Origin of the sequence: Ammoniphilus sp. YIM 78166 (assembly GCF_004522215.1) — a bacterium.
In the GTDB taxonomy this organism is placed as follows: Bacteria; Bacillota; Bacilli; order Aneurinibacillales; family RAOX-1; genus YIM-78166.
This window is the reverse complement of sequence record NZ_SDLR01000009.1, coordinates 106,869-130,642: the sequence shown is the minus strand read 5'-3', so window position 1 is coordinate 130,642 and position 23,774 is coordinate 106,869. Positions and strand designations below refer to the sequence as shown.

At 43.2% G+C, this 23,774-nt stretch carries 28 protein-coding genes and 2 pseudogenes; 29 read left to right on the top strand and 1 reads right to left on the bottom strand.

Features of this window, described 5'->3' with window-relative positions; genetic code table 11:
- The first annotated feature begins 1,081 nt into the window (after window positions 1–1,081).
- Both EIZ58_RS28805 and EIZ58_RS28800 read left to right on the top strand, forming a co-directional pair.
- Entirely contained in the window at window positions 1,082–2,131 is a 1,050-nt protein-coding gene (locus EIZ58_RS28805; RefSeq protein WP_134704434.1) for an NAD(P)-dependent alcohol dehydrogenase, read from the top strand.
- A gap of 170 nt (window positions 2,132–2,301) precedes the next feature.
- Complete coding sequence (locus EIZ58_RS28800) at window positions 2,302–3,012, top strand: SDR family oxidoreductase (RefSeq protein ID WP_167578028.1); 711 nt, start codon at window positions 2,302–2,304, stop codon at window positions 3,010–3,012.
- 146 nt (window positions 3,013–3,158) lie between these two features.
- Here the strand turns inward: EIZ58_RS28800 and EIZ58_RS28795 are convergent, their stop codons facing one another.
- A complete protein-coding gene (locus tag EIZ58_RS28795; RefSeq protein ID WP_134704433.1) occupies window positions 3,159–3,704 on the bottom strand; it encodes a TetR/AcrR family transcriptional regulator in 546 nt (181 codons plus the stop codon).
- A gap of 307 nt (window positions 3,705–4,011) precedes the next feature.
- Here EIZ58_RS28795 and EIZ58_RS34630 point away from each other — a divergent pair, with 307 nt between their 5' ends.
- The 27 genes and pseudogenes from EIZ58_RS34630 (at window position 4,012) to EIZ58_RS28665 (ending at window position 23,763) form a co-directional block, all read left to right on the top strand.
- Window positions 4,012–4,281 (top strand): hypothetical protein, encoded by a 270-nt coding sequence (locus EIZ58_RS34630; protein WP_240689451.1) that lies wholly within the window; start codon window positions 4,012–4,014, stop codon window positions 4,279–4,281.
- A 6-nt stretch (window positions 4,282–4,287) separates the two neighbouring features.
- A pseudogene (locus EIZ58_RS34625) lies at window positions 4,288–4,920 on the top strand (MBL fold metallo-hydrolase).
- Window positions 4,863–5,262: pseudogene (locus tag EIZ58_RS28785) on the top strand (VOC family protein). The pseudogenes EIZ58_RS34625 and EIZ58_RS28785 overlap by 58 nt, the downstream one beginning before the upstream one ends.
- Window positions 5,263–5,491: 229 nt before the next feature.
- Window positions 5,492–6,046: a cupin domain-containing protein gene (locus EIZ58_RS28780; protein WP_134704432.1), complete on the top strand. Its 555-nt coding sequence runs from the start codon at window positions 5,492–5,494 to the stop codon at window positions 6,044–6,046.
- Window positions 6,047–6,140: 94 nt separating this feature from the next.
- Window positions 6,141–6,383, top strand: coding sequence for a hydrogenase/urease maturation nickel metallochaperone HypA (locus tag EIZ58_RS28775; RefSeq protein ID WP_134704431.1), 243 nt, complete (start codon window positions 6,141–6,143; stop codon window positions 6,381–6,383).
- Window positions 6,384–6,388: 5 nt separating this feature from the next.
- Window positions 6,389–7,069: a hydrogenase nickel incorporation protein HypB gene (gene hypB, locus EIZ58_RS28770; protein WP_240689450.1), complete on the top strand. Its 681-nt coding sequence runs from the start codon at window positions 6,389–6,391 to the stop codon at window positions 7,067–7,069.
- On the top strand, window positions 7,003–9,363 hold the full coding sequence (gene hypF, locus EIZ58_RS28765; protein ID WP_134704430.1) for a carbamoyltransferase HypF: 2,361 nt from the start codon (window positions 7,003–7,005) through the stop codon (window positions 9,361–9,363). Before hypB ends, hypF begins: the two co-directional genes overlap by 67 nt.
- Window positions 9,341–9,565 (top strand): HypC/HybG/HupF family hydrogenase formation chaperone, encoded by a 225-nt coding sequence (locus EIZ58_RS28760; protein WP_134704429.1) that lies wholly within the window; start codon window positions 9,341–9,343, stop codon window positions 9,563–9,565. The genes hypF and EIZ58_RS28760 overlap by 23 nt, the downstream gene beginning before the upstream one ends.
- Complete coding sequence (hypD, locus tag EIZ58_RS28755; RefSeq protein ID WP_240689449.1) at window positions 9,547–10,668, top strand: hydrogenase formation protein HypD; 1,122 nt, start codon at window positions 9,547–9,549, stop codon at window positions 10,666–10,668. The genes EIZ58_RS28760 and hypD overlap by 19 nt, the downstream gene beginning before the upstream one ends.
- A 3-nt stretch (window positions 10,669–10,671) precedes the next feature.
- Complete coding sequence (hypE, locus tag EIZ58_RS28750) at window positions 10,672–11,670, top strand: hydrogenase expression/formation protein HypE (RefSeq protein WP_134704427.1); 999 nt, start codon at window positions 10,672–10,674, stop codon at window positions 11,668–11,670.
- Between the two features lie 19 nt (window positions 11,671–11,689).
- A complete protein-coding gene (locus EIZ58_RS28745) occupies window positions 11,690–11,950 on the top strand; it encodes a hypothetical protein (RefSeq protein WP_134704426.1) in 261 nt (86 codons plus the stop codon).
- Window positions 11,951–12,016: 66 nt separating this feature from the next.
- Complete coding sequence (locus EIZ58_RS28740) at window positions 12,017–12,517, top strand: cytochrome b5 domain-containing protein (RefSeq protein ID WP_134704425.1); 501 nt, start codon at window positions 12,017–12,019, stop codon at window positions 12,515–12,517.
- Complete coding sequence (locus EIZ58_RS28735; RefSeq protein WP_134704424.1) at window positions 12,514–13,404, top strand: hydrogenase small subunit; 891 nt, start codon at window positions 12,514–12,516, stop codon at window positions 13,402–13,404. Before EIZ58_RS28740 ends, EIZ58_RS28735 begins: the two co-directional genes overlap by 4 nt.
- Before the next feature lie 3 nt (window positions 13,405–13,407).
- Window positions 13,408–14,817, top strand: a complete 1,410-nt coding sequence (locus tag EIZ58_RS28730; RefSeq protein WP_134704423.1) for a nickel-dependent hydrogenase large subunit — start codon at window positions 13,408–13,410, stop codon at window positions 14,815–14,817.
- A complete protein-coding gene (locus tag EIZ58_RS28725) occupies window positions 14,814–15,287 on the top strand; it encodes a hydrogenase maturation protease (RefSeq protein WP_134704422.1) in 474 nt (157 codons plus the stop codon). The genes EIZ58_RS28730 and EIZ58_RS28725 overlap by 4 nt, the downstream gene beginning before the upstream one ends.
- 317 nt (window positions 15,288–15,604) lie before the next feature.
- Window positions 15,605–16,186 carry a sulfurtransferase TusA family protein gene (locus tag EIZ58_RS28720; RefSeq protein ID WP_134704421.1) on the top strand — a complete coding sequence of 194 codons (582 nt, stop codon included), beginning with the start codon at window positions 15,605–15,607 and terminating at the stop codon, window positions 16,184–16,186.
- A gap of 19 nt (window positions 16,187–16,205) precedes the next feature.
- Complete coding sequence (locus EIZ58_RS28715; protein ID WP_134704420.1) at window positions 16,206–16,601, top strand: DsrE/DsrF/DrsH-like family protein; 396 nt, start codon at window positions 16,206–16,208, stop codon at window positions 16,599–16,601.
- A gap of 13 nt (window positions 16,602–16,614) precedes the next feature.
- Entirely contained in the window at window positions 16,615–16,842 is a 228-nt protein-coding gene (locus EIZ58_RS28710; protein WP_134704419.1) for a sulfurtransferase TusA family protein, read from the top strand.
- 84 nt (window positions 16,843–16,926) lie between these two features.
- Window positions 16,927–18,075, top strand: coding sequence for an MBL fold metallo-hydrolase (locus EIZ58_RS28705; RefSeq protein WP_134704418.1), 1,149 nt, complete (start codon window positions 16,927–16,929; stop codon window positions 18,073–18,075).
- 348 nt (window positions 18,076–18,423) lie between these two features.
- Window positions 18,424–19,212, top strand: coding sequence for a sulfite exporter TauE/SafE family protein (locus tag EIZ58_RS28700; protein ID WP_134704417.1), 789 nt, complete (start codon window positions 18,424–18,426; stop codon window positions 19,210–19,212).
- Between the two features lie 632 nt (window positions 19,213–19,844).
- On the top strand, window positions 19,845–20,417 hold the full coding sequence (locus EIZ58_RS28695; RefSeq protein ID WP_134704440.1) for a sulfurtransferase TusA family protein: 573 nt from the start codon (window positions 19,845–19,847) through the stop codon (window positions 20,415–20,417).
- A gap of 17 nt (window positions 20,418–20,434) precedes the next feature.
- A complete protein-coding gene (locus tag EIZ58_RS28690) occupies window positions 20,435–20,830 on the top strand; it encodes a DsrE/DsrF/DrsH-like family protein (protein ID WP_134704416.1) in 396 nt (131 codons plus the stop codon).
- 9 nt (window positions 20,831–20,839) lie between these two features.
- Window positions 20,840–21,991: an MBL fold metallo-hydrolase gene (locus EIZ58_RS28685; RefSeq protein ID WP_134704415.1), complete on the top strand. Its 1,152-nt coding sequence runs from the start codon at window positions 20,840–20,842 to the stop codon at window positions 21,989–21,991.
- A gap of 16 nt (window positions 21,992–22,007) precedes the next feature.
- A complete protein-coding gene (locus EIZ58_RS28680) occupies window positions 22,008–22,235 on the top strand; it encodes a sulfurtransferase TusA family protein (protein ID WP_134704414.1) in 228 nt (75 codons plus the stop codon).
- A gap of 34 nt (window positions 22,236–22,269) precedes the next feature.
- The gene (locus EIZ58_RS28675) at window positions 22,270–22,497 is read left to right on the top strand and encodes a sulfurtransferase TusA family protein (RefSeq protein ID WP_134704413.1); all 228 of its coding nucleotides are present in this window, start codon (window positions 22,270–22,272) and stop codon (window positions 22,495–22,497) included.
- A gap of 78 nt (window positions 22,498–22,575) precedes the next feature.
- The gene (locus EIZ58_RS28670; protein WP_134704412.1) at window positions 22,576–23,358 is read left to right on the top strand and encodes a sulfite exporter TauE/SafE family protein; all 783 of its coding nucleotides are present in this window, start codon (window positions 22,576–22,578) and stop codon (window positions 23,356–23,358) included.
- An 87-nt stretch (window positions 23,359–23,445) separates the two neighbouring features.
- The gene (locus EIZ58_RS28665; RefSeq protein ID WP_134704411.1) at window positions 23,446–23,763 is read left to right on the top strand and encodes a rhodanese-like domain-containing protein; all 318 of its coding nucleotides are present in this window, start codon (window positions 23,446–23,448) and stop codon (window positions 23,761–23,763) included.
- Window positions 23,764–23,774: the final 11 nt, after the last annotated feature.

Here is a 23,774-nt window from a genome sequence, read left to right as displayed (position 1 = left end):
GGTTCTGATATAGAACTACTCTTGTCCTGAGTGGTGAGAGACTTGTCCTGGAATAGGAGAGTTTTCCCCAGTTGGGAGAGCTACTTTCTTTCTTCTTGACAGAATCTTTATATATTATTATATTATTAGATCATATAATTAGATGTAAATAAGATATAAAAGATTGATTGATGATCTATCATTTATCATCATCAAACCAAATTTATTACCTAGATATCTTACTAGATTGAATTGTACTCAAACGTCAAAAAAGTCAATAAATTTTGTTTACAAAACCAAAAAACATTGCTATACTAGCTGTGAAATAAACGTCAATCATTTTTCCTCACCAGCATAACTGATTTTCAAACCGTGAGATCTACCCTTCAGAAAATTCCACATTTGCAATTCAAACCTCCGTTTTACACGATTCCCAACATACCAGGAAACATCGACCAAGCCTCCAGTGCCCCATAGTTTAGCATACCAGAGTATATCGGTGACTTTTTCTCGACTCTATCATTGCTGGAGAGACGATTCTCATGCTTTAAGAGATCGATGACTAGGATGGGTCAGGTAAGATAACGCTCAAAATGATTTGTTACGTCGCCGGTGATGTGTGGAGGGTGCTTCATATCCTGACATCCCTGAACAGTCATGATTAAGTTAGCTGAAAAGGGAGTCGTCATTGAAATACCCTATGGATTATATATTCCTCTTAACAATTTCCCCAGTTGTTCTGCCAAAACAAGATGTGAGAAAGGCTTTCCATTTTTAACCACCATTCCACTACCTCTACGTTTGTAAACCTAACGATAACTTCTTCATCAAATCCTTGGTTTTTCCCTTCGGTTATATCTACTTTTCAATGATAATCAACAATTTTTAATGATTTGTTGAATAATCAACGAATCGTGTGGATTTAACCATTGAAAGTCTCTTGGTTCTTCTTATAATTATAAACAGATGTTGATTAATTACTAGATGGAACAAGGGTATTTTGGGTAGAAACACACCAACTATCTGGTGATGTGTCCTTAACGGAGATGTCCGAAAATCCAACCATCAATATTGTAAAAGAGTGAATCCCAGGAGGTTATATATGATTAATGCTAATTCACGTGCTGTATTCAGCCCAGATGGTCCGTTTAAGCTTACTACAATCGAACGCAGGGATCTTCAACCGCATGATGTTCTCATTGAGATTAAGTATGCTGGTATTTGCCACTCTGACATTCATACCGCTCGTGGCGATTGGGGTCCAGTAAACTATCCCCTTGTACCAGGGCACGAAATTGCTGGTATTGTTACAGAAGTTGGTCCGGCAGTTACAAAGTATGCCGTTGGCGATCGGGTAGGAGTCGGTTGCATGGTGGACTCCTGCAGAGAGTGCGATCATTGCCATAAGGGAGAGGAGCAGTACTGCCTCAATGGAATGACGGGAACGTATGGAGCTATAGACAAGCATGGGCAATATACTCAGGGGGGTTATTCCACCCACATCGTCGTAATCGAAGACTTCGTGGTCCGAATTCCTGACGGTATGGAGCTTGACGCCGCTGCACCGCTTTTGTGTGCCGGCATCACAACGTACTCGCCGCTTCGCCATTGGGGAGCTGGTCCTGGCAAGAAGGTAGCTGTTGTTGGACTTGGTGGGCTTGGACACATGGCTGTGAAGCTCGCTCATGCCATGGGGGCAGAGGTGACGGTTTTATCCCAAACCTTGAAGAAGAAAGAAGACGGTTTGAAGCTGGGCGCGGATCATTATTATGCCACGAGCGATCCAGAGACATTTACAAAACTGGCTGGTTCGTTCGACCTCATTGTGAATACCGTGAGCGCATCGATCGATATTAATGCCTACCTTTCGTTGCTGGCGCTGGACGGTACATTGGTCAACGTGGGTGCGCCATCGGAACCGCTGCCGGTTCAAGTATTTTCTCTTATCCCTCATCGTCGTTCGTTTGCAGGGTCGATGATCGGCGGCATACGCGAAACCGAGGAAATGCTTGACTTTTGCGCTGAACACCATGTGACTCCTGAAATTGAGGTGATTTCCGCCAATCAAATTGATGAAGCCTGGGAGCGCGTATTAGCTTCAGATGTCCGATATCGATTTGTGATTGATATCAGCACGATGGAGAATGAATAAAGAGCAATCCAAGTAACAGTGGAGGGGAACGTCTGCAGAACGGTGTGCCTCTTTTCGGAAGCTCAGTTTGATGTACCTCAAATAGTGTAATGGAAGATGGGTTAGCTTATTTCATGGTTGACCTATTTTTTGTTTCAGAGATTGCATGTCAAGGAATGGAGGAGTTTAAAATGCTGTCACACGCTCAAAAAGTTGCCCTTGTCACGGGCGGAAATCGAGGAATTGGATATGAACTGGTCAGACAACTGGCTTTAAATGGTTTCAAGGTCATTTTATCAAGTCGAGATTCAAAAAAAGGGCAAGAAGCTACGCAAAAACTAAAGGAATCCAATTTGGACGTTACGTTCGTAGAGATGGATGTCAACGATCAAGAAAGCATCCGTCAGGCGGCGATTACTGTTGATGAGCGGTTCGGAAAATTAGACGTTTTGATTAATAATGCTGGTGTGATTTTTGATGAAAATGGAAAGCTGTTAAATATGGACCCATCCATTCTAGAGAGAACGATGGCAACGAATTTCTTCGGCGCGTACCATGTGATCCGTTCCTTTATTCCCCTCATGGAAAAACAAGGCTATGGGAGAATCATTAATGTTTCCTCAGAATATGGGTCAATGAGCGAAATGTCCTGTACAGGAGTAGGCGCTTATAAGTTGTCTAAACTTGCCTTGAATGGATTGACACAATTGGTCGCTGCAGAAAGCAAGGGCGATATCAAAATCAATGCGGTCGATCCGGGATGGGTAAGTACAGATATGGGTGGACCATCTGCTCCAAGAACTCCAAAGCAAGCAGCGGAGTCTATCCTTTGGTTAGCGACAATCGGACCAGAAGGTCCAAATGGAGGGTTCTACAGAGATGGAAAAAGAGTAGATTGGTAGAGATGATGGAGAAACAAAATAACTGGCTTATTTTCGGCATCTTAAATACCGAAATGGGGATTATCGGGTTATACGTATTTATCATAACATTAGCGGAGGAAGGCTGTTTAGTCAGTCTTCCTCTTTTAAATGAAATAAGACCTCGATTAGACAATCCTCTCTAACAAATCTCCCACTTGTTCTGCCATGACTCGAGGAGGGTAAGGCATTCCATTCTTTAACCACCATTCAACAAGCCCTACGTAAGCATTAGCTATAAATTGAAAAAGCACCTCTTCATTATGACCCACATTTTTTCCTTTGGTTATGTCCACATCATTCTTGAACTCTTCAATATTAAATTGAAGGAATCGACTACGAAAATAGGGGGCTCCTTCACTCGCTAACATCGTCGAAAAGAATAAATAATTACTCTCAAAGTATTCCATACAGTGTACCGTCGATTCGATAAAATCCATTTCAGACGCCGACTCGCAAAAATTACGCATATTATTTATATGTTCTTCCATGATTTTATCTAATAGATCAAATTTATCTAAGTAATGAAGATAAATGGTTCCCCGGTTCACATTCGCCTTGTCGGCAATATCTTGAATGGTGATATCATTAAAACTCTTTTCAGCCATCAATCCAATTAAAGCATTTTTTATCGCTTCTTGAGATTTGAGTATTCTTCGATCTACTTTAGCCATTTGTTCGGTCACCAAACTTTCTTAAAGTAATCAACAATTATTATGGATATGTACAATCATCAACGAATTTCGTTGATTTAACCATTGAAAGCATCTTGTTTGTTTTTATAATTATAAACAGATGTTGATTAATTGATCAATAATGATATATCTGACTGTTTTTATGACGACTACACCCCCCCTTCGAACAAAGGAATTGAAATAATGAAAGGAAGATAAAATGTCAAATGTAAAAGAGCTTGTCACCAATCAGATATAGATAAGAAGTTTTTCCCTAAATGGTAGGAAAGGAAAACTGGAAAAAACGATGATATATACTTTGATTTTGTTAGGTCTTTTAGGTGTTGCTGCTTCATTGTTTATCAACATGCATCCGGTATTCGGCGGGAACCTAAGTAACGAACAAAAAGAGCTATATAGTCAATTGGATAATTATGCCAACGGAAAATTTGTCAATCAGGTGCTAACAACAATGGATATGAGTTTATCAGATCACTTCTCGATGATGCAGGAATCGATTTCAGGTGGTGTAGACCGGAATCCTGCTAGTCAAATTCCAGTTTCCACGATGGATTGAAATAAAATTAACAGTCAAGAAGATAGTTTAACTTGGTTTGGTCATTCTGCTTTTTTACTGAGTATCGATAACCAAAAGATCCTCGTAGACCCCATGCTAGGACCCATTGCTTCACCCGTTTCATTTGCCGGAAGCAAACGCTATACGGGAGATCTATTGCATGTGATTGACGAAATGCCGCCTATTGATGCCGTCTTGATTACCCATGATCAGTATGATCACATAGATTATCCAACCATTCAAAAGCTGAAGGACAAGGTCGGCCATTTCTTCGTTCCACTCGGAGTGAGTAACCACTTGATTCGATGGGGAGTTCCCAATGCAAAAATAACAGAACTGAATTGGTGGGATGAAACGGAATTTCAAGGTTTAACCGTGGCCTTGACTCCATCGAAACACTTTTCTGGAAGAAGGGCCTTTTAATCGGGATACAACCTTATGGGGTGGTTGGGTCATTCTCGAAAAGAATACCCGATTCTATATCAGCGGAGTGGGGGTTATGATCAGCATTTTAAAGAAATTGGAGAAAAATACGGACCTTTTGATATCACTATACTAGATGGCGGTCAATATGATCGACGATGGTCTTGGGTCCATATGACACCCGTAGAAGCTGTACACTTTATCGAGATGGATTAGGGTTAGTGACAGATGGAATCATTGGTAAAGAATATGAACATGGTGCAGTTGATTTTTGACTTACAGGCTGGTTTAAAGTTCGCATTTTGGAATCGTATGAGCATCGCCCATGATACAAAGCTTGCTCAGACAGAACCAAGTCCAACGGAGTTTACCATAGGACACAATGTAGGTAGCAAAGGTGAAGTTGATAAGGTAATGGAGCAGGCTAAAAAGGCTGGTGCTACAATAACGGTTGAGGCTAATGATACTTTTTGGGGTGTGTACTCAGACTATTTCCAAGACCCTGATGGTCATTTATGGGAAGTTGTGTGGAATCCACAGTGGGACATCACTGAATAACGTCACTTTATTCGTACAGCGACAGCTAATTCTAGAAGAAAGTAGAGCGTTATGTTCTGTTTTCATTTTGTCCTCCGAATTTTCGCAGATTTTCTATATCTTTTGTTATTTTGTCAGCAAAATGCGTTTAAGTTATTGCACTAAAGCCCATTATAGTTCCTTTTGATTTCCTCCACATAGGCAACTGCATAGTATAAAAATAAAATAAAGAAACCTTGGGAGGAGAAGAATGAATTTGTACGGCACATTAGGTTATTACAATCAGTGGTATAATCCTATGCACAACTATTGGAATAACAACGATTGGGGTAATAATTATTACCATTACTACAATCGCAATTGGGACTGGTATAACGACTCGAACCTTTATGGAAGAAATGTATTGAAAGATTACGGACCAAATCCATTGGTCATCAATATTAATGAAGCTACTAAACAAAACACCAACTTCCGTACAGCCTTATGGACGGGAAATCATTTGCAGGTTACCTTGATGAGTATCCCTGTTGGAGAAGATATCGGCCTAGAGATCCATCCTGACCTTGATCAATTCATCCGAATTGAACAAGGTCAGGGAGTTGTTCGGATGGGTAAAAGCAAAAATAACTTAGATTTTCAAGCTAGAGTCCATGATGATTTTGCATTCGTAATTCCTGCTGGAACATGGCATAATCTTATCAATACGGATAAGTTACCACTTAAACTTTACTCGATTTATGCGCCTCCTCAGCATCCGCATGGTACTGTTCATAAAACAAAAGCAGATGCCATGGCCGCTGAATAAAACGAATAGAATTAATTCCACCATGCTCTATTTTCGAGTATGGTGGTTTCTTTTTTTCTACGAATATTCCCCTATGAAACGAATATAAATTAACATGCATGAATTTAGTTTAATTGCTAGTATTTTGTCAATTATTGACGACCAGGTTCGAGAACATCAACTCAAACAGGTGGATAAAGTCAAATTAATTATAGGTTCGCATAGAATGGTGCATTTTGAAACGTTAACATTCGCCTTTGATCAGTTGAGAAGGGAGCCTCTTTCAAGGGAAGCGGTTTTAGAAATGGAAGAAAGGGAAGGGTTTGATTTCTATATCGAATATATTGAAGGAGAATAGGGCGGATGAAGAGAGTCATGCTGAATAAGGATGTCTTGCATGGAAACCAAGTACAAGCCAATCACAATCGAATGCTGTTTGTTCAACACTCCCTCTTGACGATCAATGTCATGAGTTCGCCTGGTTCTGGGAAGACGACGTTTCTAGAACGGACGATCCAGTGTCTGAAAGCCCAATGGAGGATGGCTGTGATCGAAGGAGATTTGGCTACTTCATTGGACGCTGAGAGAATCGCTTCCTGCGGGGTAGAGGTGATTCAGATCAACACCCATGGGGCTTGTCATCTGACTTCGAGCATGATTTCTTCAGTATTGCCAACCTTTGATTTGAGTGAGTTGGATCTTGTCGTCATCGAAAATGTAGGAAATCTGGTTTGCCCTGCAGACTTTGATTTGGGAGAGCATCTTCGGGTCACCCTTTTAAGCACACCAGAGGGTACGGATAAAATTGTGAAATATCCTTCCGTTTTTCAAAGCTCAGATGCGGTGATCCTCAATAAAGTCGATTTGCTTCCCTATGTCCCGTTTGATCTGAAACAGTTTCATCAATCCTTGAAAGAAATCAATCCCAATGTCGCTACTTTTTTGGTTTCGGCACTAAAGGGGGAGGGAATGGACCAATGGATTCACTGGCTTCAGAATCAACAAGCCAAAATCAAGAAAGCGAACGGAAGAGAATTGACATAACGGGCATTGTTCAAGGTGTAGGCTTTCGTCCGTTTATTTACCGTCTTGCCGAATCCTTTCAATTGAAGGGGTATGTTTGCAATGAAATGGGCACCGTGTCCATTGAAATTGAAGGGGAGCCTAGCCAGATCTTGAAATTTACGCAAGCGCTGCGAAGCGAAATCAAAGAACCGGCTGTCATCCATACCATTAGCGAAATGACATTAGCACCGATAGGTTACAATGAATTTTCCATACGCGATAGCAAGACGGAGGGGTCTGCTGGATTTGTATTCCCTCCGGACTTATCCATATGTAGGTCCTGTCTTTCAGAATTAAAAGATCCTCAGCATCGCCTATACAATTATCCTTTTATTAGCTGTACCGATTGCGGCCCGCGATATTCCATTATTCGTAAGTTGCCGTATGACCGTGCCCATACCACGATGCATGATTTCTTGCTTTGTCCCTTATGTGAATCGGATTATCAGGATCACGCTGAGCGGCGTTTTCATGCACAAACCTTGGCTTGCTCTGCTTGCGGACCCTCAGTGGAAGTAAGTCGTGATGAGAGTACGAGAATCATAGGAGACTGGAGAATGGTCACCGAGCAAGCCCTTTTGGATGGAGAGATCGTTGCAGTGAAAGGGCTGGGGGGATTTCATCTCATCTGCGATGCGGCCCAGCCTTCCGTGATCGAAAAGCTTAGAATTCGCAAGCGGAGGGTCCGCAAGCCATTTGCTCTTATGGCGAGGGATCTATTGATGGTAGAAAAGTATTATTATGTTAGCCCCACGGAGAAAGCCCTGCTTGAGGATAGGAGAGGCTCGATTGTCCTTCTAAAGCCCAGGCCTTCTTTTGAGGAATCTTTCCCTCTTGAGAATCTAGCAAAAGGATATTCTCGGGTAGGGGTCATGCTACCATATACGCCCCTTCATTACTTGTTGTTTACCGAATCCTTTCCTTTTCTTGTGGCTACAAGTGGCAATAAGCATGGGCATCCTATTGCGAAAACCACTGAACAAGCTCTTAGCGAGTTGCGGGCTGTTGCCGGTCTGTTTGTGCACCACCCTCGGGAAATTGTGACTCGTGTAGAAGATTCCGTGGTTCAAGTGATCGAGGGAGAGATCCAGGTTATTCGACGTTCTCGCGGATATGTACCAGAATCTATCACTATACCAATACCTCAGGGAGTTGGTAAAGTTCCAGCCATTCTTGGCGTGGGGGCGGAGATGAAAAATGCCTTTTGCCTTGTCCAACAGCAACAAGCGGTGTTCAGTCCACATATTGGAGATATGGATCAGGTGGAGCAGGTTACATCGTGGAAAGAAGGGCTCCAGCATATGACTCAGCTTCTGGGCACGCCTCCTCGCATCATTGCCTACGATCCCCACCCCAAGTATCAAATATCCAAGGTAATGAGGGAGACAAGACCTGAAGCGACATTTGTCCCCGTCTATCATCACCATGCCCATATGGCAGCTTGTATGGCAGAGCATGGGCTAGACACCCCTGTTATTGGGTGCATCTTAGATGGAACAGGGTATGGAAGAGATGGAACGCTATGGGGGTTTGAAATAGTAGCGGGGAATTACGTTGACTTTCATCGTATCTGTTCCTTGCAGCCCGTCCCGTTGCCCGGAGGGGAAGCAGCGATCAGGCTGCCGTGGATTCAAGCCGTTTCACTCTATTACATCTGGGTTCAAGATTCCAATCTAACGAGAACGTGGGCAGAAACACAATTTCCATCATACAAAGAAAAAGTCCCTCTTGTCCTAGCCCAATTACAAGGGCGGATTCCTGCCCCTTGGACAACAAGTGCGGGACGATTATTTGATGCGGTTTCCGCCCTGTTGGGGCTGTGTCAAGAGAGTTCCTATGAAGGGGAAGCCGCCATTTTATTAGGCGAAAAAGCAGACGGGAATGAGCCTGGTACAAAGGAAGAACGTTATTCCTTCGTTTTAGAAAAAAGGCAATTTTTAATCCGTCCTTTCGTTCAAGAACTGATCAGTGATTTGGATGGACGGGTTCCTATTGTAACGATGGCGCGAAAATTTCATCATACCGTTGCGGAAATGGTTTTGGAAGGATCGAAGTTCGCTCGAGAAGAAACAGGCTGTGAAAAGGTGGTTTTAAGCGGAGGCGTGTGGAATAACCGTTACCTTCTCAGTTATGCCAAGCGATTGCTAGTGGCTGAAGGGTTTCAGGTATATACGCCTCAACAAGTACCTGCAGGAGATGGCGGGATTGCCTTAGGGCAAGCCGTTTCCGCTTTATGGAGGTGGCATCAGGATGTGTCTATCGGTACCAGCTAAAGTTCTTGAAGTGGATCCCTCCGTATTAAGAGCGGAGGTCGAGTACTTCGGGACGCAAATCGTAGTTGGCATTGCCCTTTTAGAGCAAGTAGAGCCAGGTGATTATGTACTGGTTCATGCAGGGGAAGCGATCCAAGTAATTGATGAGAAACTGGCTGAGGAAACTATACAGGTTTGGAGAGGGTGGATGGAAGAAATATGAATGTGGAGCGATATCGGGATCCAAGCCTTTTTACAGGTCTTCTTGAAAAAGCCATTCCGGTTTTGGAACATGCGTGTGAATCTATGGGAAGAAAAATCCGAATTATGGAGGTCTGCGGGACCCATACCGTATCGTTTTCCAAGTCAGGGGTGAGGCAAGTCCTCTCTGATTTTGTGGAGCTGACAAGCGGGCCGGGATGTCCTGTCTGTGTGACCGATCAAACCGATTTAGATGGCATGATTTCAATGGGGAAGAAGCAAGAGACCATCGTCGCTACTTACGGCGATATGATGAAAGTTCCTGGAACCCATTCGTCTCTCTATGCCGAGAGAGCGAAAGGGGCGGATGTAAGGATGGTCCATAGCGCGGCACAAGCGGTTCAACTAGCCAAAGACTATCCAAGCAAGGAAGTCGTCTTTTTGTCTGTCGGGTTTGAGACGACGGCGCCGGCTACAGCTCTTGTCGTTATGCAAGCCTCCAAAGAAAAAGTAAAAAACTTTTCTGTGTACTCGGCTCATAAATGCACCCCGCCAGCACTGGAAGCACTGATCCAAGACGGGCATCAAATCGACGGTTTTCTTCTCCCAGGACATGTTTCCGTGATTATCGGGCGAAAAGGGTGGAGCTTTTTAGAGAAGCACGATCATCCCGCTGTCATCGGAGGGTTTGAACCTCTTGATTTACTAGCTTCCATCTATTTGTTGGTGCAGGAGATGGGCAAGTCGCGAAGGCAAGTCGTTAATCATTATCCGCGCATGGTTAAGGAGGAAGGAAACCTCAGGGCCCAGCGAGTGCTTGCACAGGTTTTTACAACAGAGGATGTAAGGTGGCGCGGGTTTGGCGTACTTCCTGAAAGTGGGTTAGAGTTGGCGCCTGCTTATGCTGCATTCGATGCGAAATGCCGCTATTCTTTGGAAGAATCAAAGAGTCGAGTAATACAGGGGTGTCGCTGCGGAGAGGTGATCAAGGGGAAGGAGTCGCCTTTGGATTGTCTCCTTTTTGCCAAAGCGTGCACGCCTGAGAAGCCTCTGGGACCCTGTATGGTTTCATCGGAAGGGACTTGTTCAACCTATTATTTGTTTGAACGGGAAGGGAGGGCGTAAACGGTGGAAATTCAATTGTCCCATGGGGATGGCGGGAAGCTGACTCACGAGCTGATCAAACGGGTGTTCCATACGGCTTTTCAAGAGAACATCTTGAGTGAGGAGGGGGATGCAGCGGCTCTTACCTTACCCTCTGGAAACATCATGATAAGTACAGATAGCTATGTGATCTCTCCATTGGATTTCCCAGGTGGAGACATCGGAAAGCTAGCGATTTCAGGAACGGTGAATGATCTCGCAGTAAGCGGAGCCATCCCTCAGTATTTGACGGTAGGATTTATTTTGGAGGAAGGCCTGAAGATCGACATCCTGAAAAGGATCGTTCATTCCATGGCACATACTTCCCTTCAGGCGGGGGTAAGATTGGTAGCAGGGGATACGAAAGTAGTAGAAAGAGGTAAAGGGGACGGCATGTATATTAATACCACGGGTATTGGGGTTAATGCCCTTCCTGGCCGATTAGGTTATGGAAAGATTCAACCTGGAGACCGAATTTTGATCAATGGAGGCATTGGGGAGCATGCCATCGCAGTATTAAGTGCCAGAGCAGGCCTAGAATATTCCATTCCAATCCTTAGTGACTGCGCCCCGCTCAATCATATGATCCTTTCCTTGCTCGAACGATTTCAAACCATACGATTTATGCGTGATCCGACACGGGGAGGGCTGGCAACGACCCTTCAGGAAATTGCTTGGAAAGCATCTATGGATATGGAGATTCGAGAAGAGCATCTCCCGATTCCCTCACAAGTCCGTGGTGCAGTAGAAATTCTAGGGCTTGATCCTCTCTATTTGGCTAATGAAGGAAAGGTTGTTCTATTCGTTGGGGAAGAAGAAGCTGATGAAGTCATAGGCTGGATGAAGGAGACCTATCATCAACCTTTAGCAGCAGAAATCGGCAGAGTAAAGGAAGGAGACGGGAAGGTGTGGCTCAAAACCCCTTATGGAGGAACGAGAAGATTAGAAATGCTTTCTGGTGCCCCATTGCCCCGAATTTGCTAATCGTAAAGGAGGACTGATCATGTGTAAGTCCCAGCCGTCTTTGTTCGAAGTTCGACTAGCCATGGCTCAGCTTCAAAAGCTGGTTGAACATGTGGAGGTGTCGACTGACCAGTGGAAGCACTATCTAGAAAAAATGGGGGCTCTTGATGGAGGTCCTGCCTTCTCCACAGCCATCCAAAAAGCGCAGGAACTGCAACAATCGTTGGGGGAGATTCAACGGCAAATGCAAGACGTGGCCAACGCTGGTCCGCTGCCCATTACTGTAAAACGATTTAAATGATCACACCTCACCTTCTCTATCAGAATAAGATAGCCCATGGATAAAATCAGCAGAGGAGAAGTGAGAATGCGAAATAAAGAGGTTGTTCAAAGACAGATGCAGATTACCTTCGGGGAAATCCAATATCTCATCCGGCTGCTTTATTCCACGACCGATATCCATACTAAAAATTTAACCTTGAACCAATTATGGAATAAGATCTCTCTTCTACATTTCTTGGTCAGCTTGTCAGACCAGGATGTCCCATCCCAAACCCAGCCCGTCACGCCCACCTTGCCCCAACCGACCCAGCACGCCGCTCCGATGGCCGAGGGTTCCGTAGCAACGCAAAGCCTACCTGGCATCACTAGAGAGCAGCTAGCCGCTTATACGGGAAGAAACGGTAAGCCTGCCTATGTGGCCGTCAATGGGATTGTCTATGATGTGACGAACAATAAAGCATGGTCCGCAGCCTCTCATTTTGGGCTTCCCGCGGGCAAGGATCTGACTAACGAATTCTCCTCTTGCCATGCCGGACAGCAGTGGATCTTACAAACCTTAAAGCCTGTAGGGAGGTTGGTTGGATGAAGTCGGATTATATCCTTCCCCCTGAATCCGTCAGTAGTGATGCCGTTGCCCAGCGTCTGAGGGACCAAGTTAGAGAGCGGATTCAGGAAGGCCAGCTCAAGCGAAAAAAATTAGTGTGGCTGGAATTGACGGGCTGTTCCGGAAACATCATTTCTTTGCTGAACGGCTTTAACCCCGATTTTGAGTATGCTATTACAGAAATGGTCGACATGGTTTACAGCAATAGCCTCATGGCTGCCGAAGGAGAAGAAGCGACCGAGAAACTGATGAGCCTTTTAGATGATGAATTTATTCTTGCGGTTGAGGGGGCAGTGTCTCTTAAGAACAATGGTCTCTACAATATCATTGGAAGATGGAAAGGGAAGCCCTTAACCGCTTTAGAGGCGGCCCGAATATTCGGGGAAAAGGCAGCCCATGTGATCGCGGTGGGGGCTTGCGCAGTAGACGGAGGCCCTTCGGCGGCAAAGCCGAATCCTGCTCAATGCGTAGGGCTTTCTGAGGTCGTAAAACGGCCAATGATCAAGCTCCCGGGTTGTCCTTGTCATCCCGATTGGTTCTTAGGGACGCTTGCCCATGTCTTGATGTATGGAGAGCCGCCGCTGGATGCGATGGATCGGCCGCTCATGTTTTACGGTACGACCATTCACGATCGCTGCCCGCGCCTTCATTTCTTTAACAAAGGCATCTTTGCCAAGACTTTGGAAGAGCCGACATGCTTGTTTAAGCTGGGTTGCCGCGGGCCGGTAACTAGAGTCGACTGCCCGACCAGACAATGGAACGGCCATACCAATTGGCCCATCGGGGTAAGCACCTGTATCGGTTGCTCTCAGTTTGGCTTTCCGGATCAGATGAGCCCATTTATTTCCTATGACATTACAAGGGAGTAGAACATGAAAAAAAGAATTGTCATAAATCCGCTGACGAGAATTAGCGGATTTATGGAGATTGATGTTTTCGTCGAAAACCATGTCATCGTAAGTGCGAAAACGAAAGGAAACCTATTTCGCGGATTTGAACAAATGATGGTAGGCAGAAATCCCTTTGATGCAATTTATTTAACGCAAAGAATCTGCGGGATTTGCTCTACGGCTCATTCTGTCGGCTCAACTATGGCCCTAGAGGAGGCCATGCAAGTGGAGGTGACCGAAAAAGGGCGATACCTGCGCGACATTATCCATGGCTGTGAATTTTTGCAAAATCATCTGCGGCATTTCTATCAATATACGCTTCCCGATTATGCAAAGCTTCCGGAAGTCAGTCGGATCTACCAAACCGATTATACGGATTTCCGCCTGCCTAAGGCTGTCAATGATGAATTGGTGGAGCATTACTTTGAGGCCTTGCAGATGAGCCGCTTAGCCCATCAAATGCTGGCCGTGATGGGAGGCAAGGCCCCGCATAATCATGGTATTTTCATTGGGGGTGTAGCTACCCCTCCGTCGACCGATCAAATAATCCAGATGAGATCCATCCTCCAGAAACTATCCCTTTTTATCGAAACGAAGGCGATACCGGATGTCTATGTCATTGCGAAGTATTACGACGATTATTATCAGATGGGAAAAGGCCCTGGAAACCTTATGAGCTTTGGCCTCTTCGATCGCTATCAAGATTTAGGCACCTTATATGTCGATCCTCTAGTCTATCAAGAGGGTGCCATTCGGCCATTTAAGAAGGAGAACATCACGGAACATATCGATTATTCCTGGTACGATGGAAAGAACGTGTATAAACCATTCGAAGAAATGCCGGATCCCCATATGGATAAACCCAAGGCTTACACGTGGGTAAAAGCTCCGCGTTACGATGGATTGCCTTTTGAAGTCGGTCCTCTGGCAAGATTGTGGCTATGTGGGGAGTATCAACGTGGGATCTCTACCATGGACCGAAGCATTGCTAGAGTGTTGGAATTGAAAAAAGTCGCTGATGTTTTACAGCAGTTATTAAGCCGCATTCATCCTGGAATCTCCCTTCAAAAAGAATGGAAGCTGCCCCAACGGGCAGCAGGAGCAGGATTGGTCGATACGACGAGAGGCGCATTAGGACATTGGTTAAAAATTGAAGACCAGCTTCTTTCCTATTACCAGATTATTACCCCATCTACCTGGGACTTTTCCCCAAAGGATACTCAAGGAATCCATGGAACCGCAGAGCAGGCCCTGATCGGAACAACGATCCAAGATCTGGATCAACCCGTGGAGATCGGCAGAATCCTTCGGTCATTTGATCCGTGCATGTCCTGCGCAACTCATGTCTATTCTCCTGGGCAGGATCCTGTCACTGTTCAGGTGTTTGGATGAAACCTATTCTTGTTCTAGGGCTGGGAAACCGGTTAATGATGGATGACGGGGTAGGAGTCGACATAGTGGAAGCTTTGATGGCGGAAGATCCAATCGACTCTCGAGTGGAGTATCTTGTAGGTGAGACAGATTTAGACTATTGCCTTGATGCAATTGAGAACAGAAAGTTCGTGATCATCATTGATGCTGTCTTGACGGGATTGCAACCGGGGGAAGTCTCTGTTCTATCTCTCTCCGAGATGGCGCCAAATAAACCGGGTCTATCCTTACACCATTTGCACTTTCTATATCTATTACATACGTTAGACCTTCAAAAGAAGGGGGTATTAGTCGGGATCGAGCCATTTAACATAGATTTTTATTTCGGATTAAGTGAAGCTATGAAACTCAGGTTCGAATGTTTGTTACATGAAGTTCGCCTCATTGTATCTAATCAAGTGAAGAAATACTTTGAAACGCCATTTATTTAGGGATTTACATCAGACCTTTGAACTTAAAGGTCTTTTTCTATTCGAGATTGAATAACTCAAAGCTAACTGTTCCTAATTCAGCAGAACGGTTTTTACGACTGGCAACTTATCTAATTGGGATCTATAGTTTTTATTACCCAAGTATTAGGCGGTTATCAACCATAACTTGTATTTTTAATAACGGATAAAAATTCAGCACTTACTTCAATGAGTTTAAAACCTATTCGACTTTTATAGTAATTTACATCATTTGGTTAATTGAATAAAAATTTTGTTTTAGTCTTTAGTCCAAACTAAAAATGGAGGTGATATTATTTATGACTACGCAAGCAGCCATCAAAGCTAACAAAACTTTGGACGCTAAAGGTCTTGCCTGTCCTATGCCAATTGTAAAAACCAAAAAGGCGATAGAAGAAATTGAAGCGGGGCATGTTATTGAAATACTGGCGACAGATAAAGGTTCTACAGCCGATATTTCGAGCTGGGCTAAGAATACAGGGCACCAATATTTGGGAACAGTGGAGGAAGGCGACACACTCAAGCATTATCTCCGTAAAGCCGATCCCAATGAAATAAAAGAAGAAACCAAGTACCCTCACACGATCACGAATGAGGAACTACAAAAGAAATTGGAAGCCAATGAAACAATTACGGTATTAGATGTTCGTGAACCAGCCGAACACGCTTTTAGCAGGATTCCTGGAGCTAAATCGATTCCATTGGGACAGCTGGAAGAGCGATTAAATGAATTAAATCCGGATGATGAGATTCATGTCGTATGCCGTACAGGGAATCGCAGCGATATGGCTTCCCAGATGCTTGCCGAAAAAGGATTTACGAAGGTGAAAAATGTGCTACCAGGGATGTCCGGATGGACCGGTGCTGTTGAAAAGGATTAATTAGAGTGGAGGGGTTAGAATGGCAACAAAATTGGCGATTATCGCCAGCAATGGCGGTTTATTTGATGCTTATAAGGTCTTTAATATTGCTACAGCAGCGGCAGCTACCGATGCGGAAGTAGCCATTTTTTTTACGTTTGAAGGCTTGAATTTAATTCATAAACAAGCTTATCAACAATTGCCCATGCCTGCTGGTAAAGAACATTATGCGGAAGGATTTAAGGCAGCCAATGTTCCTGCCATTCCTGAATTAGTTGGAATGGCACAAGAAATGAATGTCAAAATTATTGCCTGTCAAATGACCATGGATGTCATGAACTTAAAGAAAGAGGATTTCATCGAGGGTATAGATGTTGGTGGAGCGGTTACCTTTTTGGACTTCGCCAAAGATGCGAATGCTACTTTAACCTTTTAAAGGGGGGATAGAAATGGAAAGTGTAAGAGTTGTAGACGCCTCTGGACTTGCTTGTCCTATGCCTATTGTAAAGACCAAAAAAGCTATCGAAGAATTACAGACTGGTGATGTACTTGAAGTGCATGCAACCGATAAAGGGGCAAAAAATGACCTAACAGCTTGGGCGAAATCAACCGGTCATGAATTAGTCAAGGATACAGAAGAAAATGGGACATTTAAGTTTTGGATCAAGAAGCAATAAAAAAGTCCCACAGGACAACAACCCTTTGCCAGCAAGATGACTATTCCGACGTAGTTGGCAAAGAACGGAAGAAGGGGGATTTAAATGGCAACAGCTGTAGCAACCCAGTTAAAACCCATGACGGCAGCTGAAGTAACCAAGATGGTGCTCAATAAAGAAGAACTTTTTATTCTGGATGTTCGTGAACAAACTCAGTTCAGTGATTGGCGGATTGAGGGAGAGAGCATTGATATCATCAACATTCCGTACTTTGATCTACTGGATGGGGTTGACCCAGCGCTTGATAAAATTCCAAACGGAAAGAAAATCTTGGTGGTTTGTGCCAAAGAAGGTTCTTCGGTGTTTATCGGGGAGCAAATCGTGGAATCAGGTCGAGACAACATTCATTACCTTGTTGGTGGAATGAAGGCATGGAGTGAATATCTGGAACCCGTGAAAGTGGAGGGTTTAAAATCAGGCGGATCTCTATATCAATTTGTCCGCATTGGAAAAGGATGTCTTTCCTATATGGTTGTTTCCAACGGGGAAGCCGCTGTGATTGACACCCTCAGAATGACGGATCAATATGAGAATTTTGCCAAGGAAAATAATTTGCAAATCAAACACACTTTGGATACCCATCTTCATGCAGACCATATTTCTGGCGGAAGACAATTAGCAGAAAAAGTGGGTGCAACCTATTGGTTACCTCCAAAAGATGCGGGTGAGGTGACATTTGAATATCAAGCTCTTGAAGAAGGGAATAATATTGCGGTTGGAAACATTACCATTAAACCGATTTATTCTCCCGGGCACACCATTGGAAGTACATCGTTTATTGTTGATGATCAATTTTTGCTTTCCGGTGATATCTTATTTGTGGAATCCATCGGTCGTCCGGATTTAGCCGGAAAAGCAGAAGATTGGGTCGGTGATTTGAGAGAAACCCTGTATCAATGTTATAAGGGGCTATCTGAAGACTTGATCGTTTTGCCTGCCCATTTCGGTAAAATGACTGAATTGGGAGCCGGTGGATTAGTCTCTGGAAGATTAGGTGACCTTTATCAAAACAATCCAGGGTTAAACATTCATGATGAAAATGAATTCAGGAAGACCGTTTCTGAGAATTTACCACCGCAACCTAATGCGTATCAGGAAATCCGCCAAACCAATATGGGGAAAATACAACCCGATGAAGAAGAACAACGAGAAATGGAGATTGGTCCTAACCGTTGTGCTGTTCATGATAAATAAAAAATCAACGAACTCCTTTTTATTGGAGTTCGCTGATTTTTACATATCATATTTATCATAAACGATGGAAACCCCAAGACTACAGTAGGTTTCTTCTTTGTAGTGACCATGTGGACACATCTTTGTACAGCATACACCATTTTCATCACAAGTTAACGGGGCTTCACATTCAGGACAGACATTGCTAAATAGCTTTTTAAACCAGGACATGGTGCATTTCCTCCATTTATCCGATGTTTTTACTTGGTTTTATTATAACGTATGATTCACATTTAGTATAGCGGTATTCTTTGTTATTTATGTGGGAAAATCGTTGATGTTTTAGGGTTTTCCTTAGGGGGCTCTTGAATGGACATTTTGCTTTATACCGTGATGCTGATTTTAGGGTTAATTGGTTCTTTTTTCTCTGGTCTTTTGGGGATTGGTGGTGCCATTATAAATTATCCTCTTTTATTGTATGTGCCCGATTGGCTTGGAGTTGCTGAATTTAATGCCCAAGAAGTATCTTCTATCAGTATGTTTCAAGTCTTATTTGCGTCCTTAACCGGGGTATTGGCATTCCGAAAACAAAATGATGCCAATGTGATCCATAAAAGTCTTGTGTTGTACATGGGAATTAGTATATTAATCGGGAGTTTACTTGGCGGTCTTGCGTCCAGATATTTACCAAGTTCCACGATCAATTTGGTTTATGGGATTTTGGCTGTGATTGCGGTTATTTTAATGTTAATTCCCTCAAAAGGAAAAACGGAGCGTGAAAGCCAGACGGATATTCCGTTCAATAAAATGATAGCTGTTGCTTCTTCCTTTTTAGTCGGGGTCGTTTCAGGAATCGTCGGAGCAGGCGGAGCCTTTATTTTAATTCCCATTATGTTGACGGTATTAAAAATCCCTACGCGGGTCACCATTGCTTCATCCTTAGCCATTGTCTTTATCTCCGCGATTGGGGGCACGATTGGGAAGATTGTAGCTGGACATACTCCTTTCTTGCCTACATTCTTCACGGTTATTGGGAGTATATTAGGTGCACCCATTGGATCGAGAATCAGTAAAGGGATGAATGTGAAGGTCTTACGTTATGGATTAGTCGTTCTTATCTCCATTACAGCAGTTAAAATCTGGAGTTCAATTTTATAAACCAGTATAACAAACAATAAACCCTCAATTGAGAAATATGTTGAGGGCTTCTTTTTGCTTCGCTCTTCACACTCCTCTACAACAAATGCTCTGCCCGTGGGCATGACTATCCTAGGAATAATCCTTCATTGGTCTATCCTATTGACGTATATCAAAATATCGTATAATATACATGTACAGGTATAAGTAATAACTAGATAAAGGAGGGGGATGAATGATCCACTTTTCAAATGATGTCAGAATATCTTTACTGAAGGAGTTAAATCATTCCCATAAAAAATATGTGCGCCTATCCTATAGTGACACCTGAGTTGGGGGGCAATACCACTTAACCCTGGAAGGGTTTAAGGATGAACAAGATGTAATGAATGTCGTTGATGAGATTCCTTTTATATTTAAAAGATGGGAAGAGCCCTATATGAGGAATCTGTCTATAGTAAAATGGCAGACTTCAACAGGAGACTATTATGAAATCAAGTAATAAGCAGGGGTTGACAGACAGAACTATAACGTTTATTATACCCCTATAGGTATTATTAGAAACTGAAAAACAGCGCGTAAGTAAATTATTTTTTTACCTAATTAGATACCCATACAGGTATATGTAAATAAAAAGAAAAGAGGGATTTATGATGAATGTTTTGGTCAATAAGATGATTGATGCTAAAGGTCTTGCGTGTCCTATGCCGATTGTAAAAACCAAAAAGGGGATCGAGGAAATACAACCGGGTCAAGTGCTTGAAGTTCAAGCTACTGACAAAGGGTCTGTTGCGGACATTCAAGGATGGGCAAAAAATACGGGTCATCAATACCTTGGAACAGTGGAAGAGAACGGTGTTTTTAGACACTATCTTCGTAAAGCGGATCCTCATGAGGTAAAAGAGGAAACCAAGTATCCGCATACCATTACAAATGCAGAATTGCAAACAAGAATAGAGAATGGGAACGATCTCGTCATCTTGGATGTGCGTGAACCAGCAGAGTATGCGTTTGGTCACATTCCTAGTGCCATCTCAATTTCTATGGGAGAATTAGACTCTCGATTGAGCGAACTAAAACCTACTGATGAGATTTATGTCATATGTCGTACAGGAAATCGCAGCGATTTAGCCTGCCAGCTACTCAATGAGAAAGGGTTTAAAAACGTAAAAAATGTTTTGCCGGGAATGACGCAATGGATGGGTTCTATTGAAAAAATCCAATAAACAAGGAGGAAGTGAACATGAAAACCAAAGTAGCAATTATTGCAAGTAATGGTGGTTTATTTGATGCTTATAAAGTCTTTAATATCGCAACAGCAGCGGCTGCAACAGATGCGGAGGTCGCCATCTTCTTTACCTTTGAAGGTCTCAACCTAATTCATAAACAAGCGTTTCAACAGTTGCCAATGCCAGCTGGAAAAGAACATTATGCGGAAGGATTTCGGTCAGCCAATGTTCCAGCGATTCCCGAACTTGCCGAAATGGCACAAGAAATGGGAGTGAAAATGATTGCCTGCCAAATGACCATGGATGTCATGCATATTCCTAAGGAACAACTGATAGATGGAATAGATGTTGGTGGTGCCGTCACATTCTTGGACTTTTCCAAAGATGCAAATACAACACTTACTTTTTAGGAGGAGAAAATGATGTCAACCAATTTTCAAGCACAACTCATGAAAGCAAAAGAAGTAGCAAAAATCATCGTGATTAAAGAAGATCTGTTTATCTTGGATGTCCGTAACGAATCAGATTTTAATGACTGGAAAATAGAGGGCACGAGTATTGAGATCATAAACATTCCGTATTTCGATCTTCTAGATGGAGTAGATCCTGCTCTTGAAAGAATCCCAGATGGGAAAGATGTGCTTGTGGTTTGCGCAAAAGAAGGATCTTCACAATTTATTGCTGAGCAACTTGCCGAATCAGGTAGAAGCAACGTCTTTTATCTGGAGGGTGGAATGAAGTCATGGAGTGAGTACCTGGAGCCTGTAAAGGTAGCTGATCTTTCCCATGGTGGGGAGCTGTACCAATTTGTTAGATTGGGGAAAGGATGTCTATCCTATATGGTGCTCTCAAACGGAGAAGCCGCTATTATCGATACCAATCGCATGATAGATCAGTACGAAAGCTTCATGAAAGAAAAAGGGGTAAAGCTTGCCCACACGATTGATACGCATCTTCACGCGGACCACATCTCAGGAGGGAGAGCTCTTGCGGAGAAATACGGAGCAATGTATCACTTGCCACCGAAAGATGCGACCGAAGTAACGTTTGAGTACCAAAAACTCGAAGAAGGCAATGATATTTTAGTAGGGAATGAAACCATTCTAGTTCAGCCCATTTATTCACCTGGACACACCATTGGATCTACTTCCTTTATCATAGATAATCAATACCTTCTTTCAGGTGATATTTTATTTGTAGAATCCATTGGTCGCCCAGATTTAGCGGGTCTTGCGGAAGATTGGGTAGGTGATTTGCGTGAAACCCTATATAGCCGTTACAAGGATTTATCTGATGAGCTTGTGGTACTTCCGGCACACTTTGGAAAAATTTCCGAGCTAGGAACAGGAGGGCTGGTTTCTGGACGACTGGGTGAACTCTATAAAGAAAACCCAGGATTGAACATTCAGGATGAGGAGGAATTCCGTCGCACGGTAACTGAAAATCTACCACCTCAGCCCAATGCATACCAAGAGATACGTCAAACCAATATGGGAAAAATCAAGCCAAATGATGAAGAGCAACGTGAGATGGAAATTGGTCCAAATCGCTGCGCTGTTCACGATAATTAGGGGGGAGGAATGAATCATGAAAAGTGTAAAAATTGTTGATGCGAAAGGACTTGCTTGCCCTATGCCAATCGTACGGACTAAAAAAGGGATGGGTGAACTCCGATCTGGAGAAGTATTAGAAGTACATGCCACCGACAAAGGTGCAAAAAACGATTTAGTCGCTTGGGCTAATTCAACCGGTCATCAACTGTTAGCCGATGAAGAAGTAGATGGTGTATTTAAATTCTGGATTAAAAAAGGGTAAAAAAATAAGGATCTAAAATAAGGAGGAATGAATCATGAAAAGTGTAAAAATTGTTGATGCAAAAGGACTTGCTTGCCCAATGCCCATTGTACGGACAAAAAAAGGAATGGATGATATTCAATCCGGAGAAGTATTAGAAGTGCATGCCACCGACAAAGGTGCAAAAAATGATTTGGTTGCTTGGGCAAATTCAACCGGTCACCAATTGTTAGCGGATGAAGAAGTAAATGGTGTGTTTAAGTTTTGGATTCAAAAAGGGTAGTTGCAGGGATACTCATAGGGGTAACTAAAGTGTGTTACCCCTTCATACCCTAATAATTCCTCGGAAGGAGGAGAAGAAATGGATATAGCCTATCTTGTTGTCCTATTTGCCATCGGTTTTTTCGGATCGGTTATTTCGGGTATGGTTGGGATTGGTGGTTCCATCATCAAGTATCCCATGCTTTTATATATCCCACCAGCTTTAGGGTTTATTGCCTTTAGTGCACAAGAAGTTTCAGCAATCAGTGCCGTGCAAGTGTTTTTTGCTACGCTAGCTGGAATGTTTGCTTTTCGAAAAGGCGGATATATAAACAAGCCATTGGTGTTTACGATGGGGCTTGCCATCATCATAGGAAGCTTTATCGGTGGTTACGGTTCTCAATTCTTATCCAACTCTATTATTAATTTGGTATATGCCATTTTAGCTCTGATTGCTGCCATTATGATGTTCTTACCTAAAAAAGCAAATGAAGACATGGATTATACACAACTTACCTTTAATAAACCGCTTGCGTCTGTTTTAGCTGCCATCATTGGCGTATTATCCGGAATTGTCGGAGCAGCAGGTGCCTTTATCACAGTTCCTGTCATGCTGGTGATTCTAAAAATTCCGACTCGTGTAGCGATTGCTTCATCTCTTGCTATTACGTTTATTTCATCCATTGGATCAACGGTTGGGAAATTTATGGGCGGTCATATGCTCCTTGTGCCCTCTTTAGTTATGGTGGTAGCCAGTACATTAGCTTCACCACTTGGGGCAAAAATAAGCAAGAGAATGAACACCAAGGTACTACAATGGATTTTGGCTGCACTTATCGTGGTGACTGTTGTTAAAATTTGGTTTGAAATCTTAACATCTTAGTTAAAGCCCCACAGGGACAACAATTCCTTGCCAGCGGGATGCTCATTCGGCGTAGCTGGCAAGAAGTAGAGGATGGTGGTAGATATCATGGAAAAAGTAGCTTTTAAAGAGCATAGTACAGAGGAAGTGTTGCAACGTTTGAAAAACAAGGATGACATTGAAATCGTAGATGTACGCGAACCGGAGGAATGGGAGGCAGGGCGAATCCCTGGGGTTAAGCATATCCCGTTAGGAGAAATTCCAATTCGATTGAATGAAATTGACCCCAAAAAAGAAACCATATTGGTTTGCAGAAGCGGAAATAGAAGCGGGAAAGCTGCGGAATTTTTAACGCAAAAAGGGTATAACGTGGTCAATATGCGAGGCGGTATGCTGGATTGGACAGGAGATGTAGAAAGAGATTGATCGGTACTATT

Excerpts from the sequence above, each read along its gene's own strand:
- EIZ58_RS28805 (WP_134704434.1), top strand. The coding sequence starts at position 1,082 with ATGATTAATGCTAATTCACGTGCTGTATTCAGCCCAGATGGTCCGTTT.
- EIZ58_RS28800 (WP_167578028.1), top strand. The coding sequence starts at position 2,302 with ATGCTGTCACACGCTCAAAAAGTTGCCCTTGTCACGGGCGGAAATCGA.
- EIZ58_RS28795 (WP_134704433.1), bottom strand. The coding sequence starts at position 3,704 with ATGGCTAAAGTAGATCGAAGAATACTCAAATCTCAAGAAGCGATAAAA.
- EIZ58_RS34630 (WP_240689451.1), top strand. The coding sequence starts at position 4,012 with ATGATATATACTTTGATTTTGTTAGGTCTTTTAGGTGTTGCTGCTTCA.
- EIZ58_RS28780 (WP_134704432.1), top strand. The coding sequence starts at position 5,492 with ATGAATTTGTACGGCACATTAGGTTATTACAATCAGTGGTATAATCCT.
- EIZ58_RS28775 (WP_134704431.1), top strand. The coding sequence starts at position 6,141 with ATGCATGAATTTAGTTTAATTGCTAGTATTTTGTCAATTATTGACGAC.
- hypB (WP_240689450.1), top strand. The coding sequence starts at position 6,389 with ATGAAGAGAGTCATGCTGAATAAGGATGTCTTGCATGGAAACCAAGTA.
- hypF (WP_134704430.1), top strand. The coding sequence starts at position 7,003 with ATGGATTCACTGGCTTCAGAATCAACAAGCCAAAATCAAGAAAGCGAA.
- EIZ58_RS28760 (WP_134704429.1), top strand. The coding sequence starts at position 9,341 with ATGTGTCTATCGGTACCAGCTAAAGTTCTTGAAGTGGATCCCTCCGTA.
- EIZ58_RS28745 (WP_134704426.1), top strand. The coding sequence starts at position 11,690 with ATGTGTAAGTCCCAGCCGTCTTTGTTCGAAGTTCGACTAGCCATGGCT.
- EIZ58_RS28740 (WP_134704425.1), top strand. The coding sequence starts at position 12,017 with ATGCGAAATAAAGAGGTTGTTCAAAGACAGATGCAGATTACCTTCGGG.
- EIZ58_RS28735 (WP_134704424.1), top strand. The coding sequence starts at position 12,514 with ATGAAGTCGGATTATATCCTTCCCCCTGAATCCGTCAGTAGTGATGCC.
- EIZ58_RS28730 (WP_134704423.1), top strand. The coding sequence starts at position 13,408 with ATGAAAAAAAGAATTGTCATAAATCCGCTGACGAGAATTAGCGGATTT.
- EIZ58_RS28725 (WP_134704422.1), top strand. The coding sequence starts at position 14,814 with ATGAAACCTATTCTTGTTCTAGGGCTGGGAAACCGGTTAATGATGGAT.
- EIZ58_RS28720 (WP_134704421.1), top strand. The coding sequence starts at position 15,605 with ATGACTACGCAAGCAGCCATCAAAGCTAACAAAACTTTGGACGCTAAA.
- EIZ58_RS28715 (WP_134704420.1), top strand. The coding sequence starts at position 16,206 with ATGGCAACAAAATTGGCGATTATCGCCAGCAATGGCGGTTTATTTGAT.
- EIZ58_RS28710 (WP_134704419.1), top strand. The coding sequence starts at position 16,615 with ATGGAAAGTGTAAGAGTTGTAGACGCCTCTGGACTTGCTTGTCCTATG.
- EIZ58_RS28705 (WP_134704418.1), top strand. The coding sequence starts at position 16,927 with ATGGCAACAGCTGTAGCAACCCAGTTAAAACCCATGACGGCAGCTGAA.
- EIZ58_RS28700 (WP_134704417.1), top strand. The coding sequence starts at position 18,424 with ATGGACATTTTGCTTTATACCGTGATGCTGATTTTAGGGTTAATTGGT.
- EIZ58_RS28695 (WP_134704440.1), top strand. The coding sequence starts at position 19,845 with ATGAATGTTTTGGTCAATAAGATGATTGATGCTAAAGGTCTTGCGTGT.
- EIZ58_RS28690 (WP_134704416.1), top strand. The coding sequence starts at position 20,435 with ATGAAAACCAAAGTAGCAATTATTGCAAGTAATGGTGGTTTATTTGAT.
- EIZ58_RS28685 (WP_134704415.1), top strand. The coding sequence starts at position 20,840 with ATGATGTCAACCAATTTTCAAGCACAACTCATGAAAGCAAAAGAAGTA.
- EIZ58_RS28680 (WP_134704414.1), top strand. The coding sequence starts at position 22,008 with ATGAAAAGTGTAAAAATTGTTGATGCGAAAGGACTTGCTTGCCCTATG.
- EIZ58_RS28675 (WP_134704413.1), top strand. The coding sequence starts at position 22,270 with ATGAAAAGTGTAAAAATTGTTGATGCAAAAGGACTTGCTTGCCCAATG.
- EIZ58_RS28670 (WP_134704412.1), top strand. The coding sequence starts at position 22,576 with ATGGATATAGCCTATCTTGTTGTCCTATTTGCCATCGGTTTTTTCGGA.
- EIZ58_RS28665 (WP_134704411.1), top strand. The coding sequence starts at position 23,446 with ATGGAAAAAGTAGCTTTTAAAGAGCATAGTACAGAGGAAGTGTTGCAA.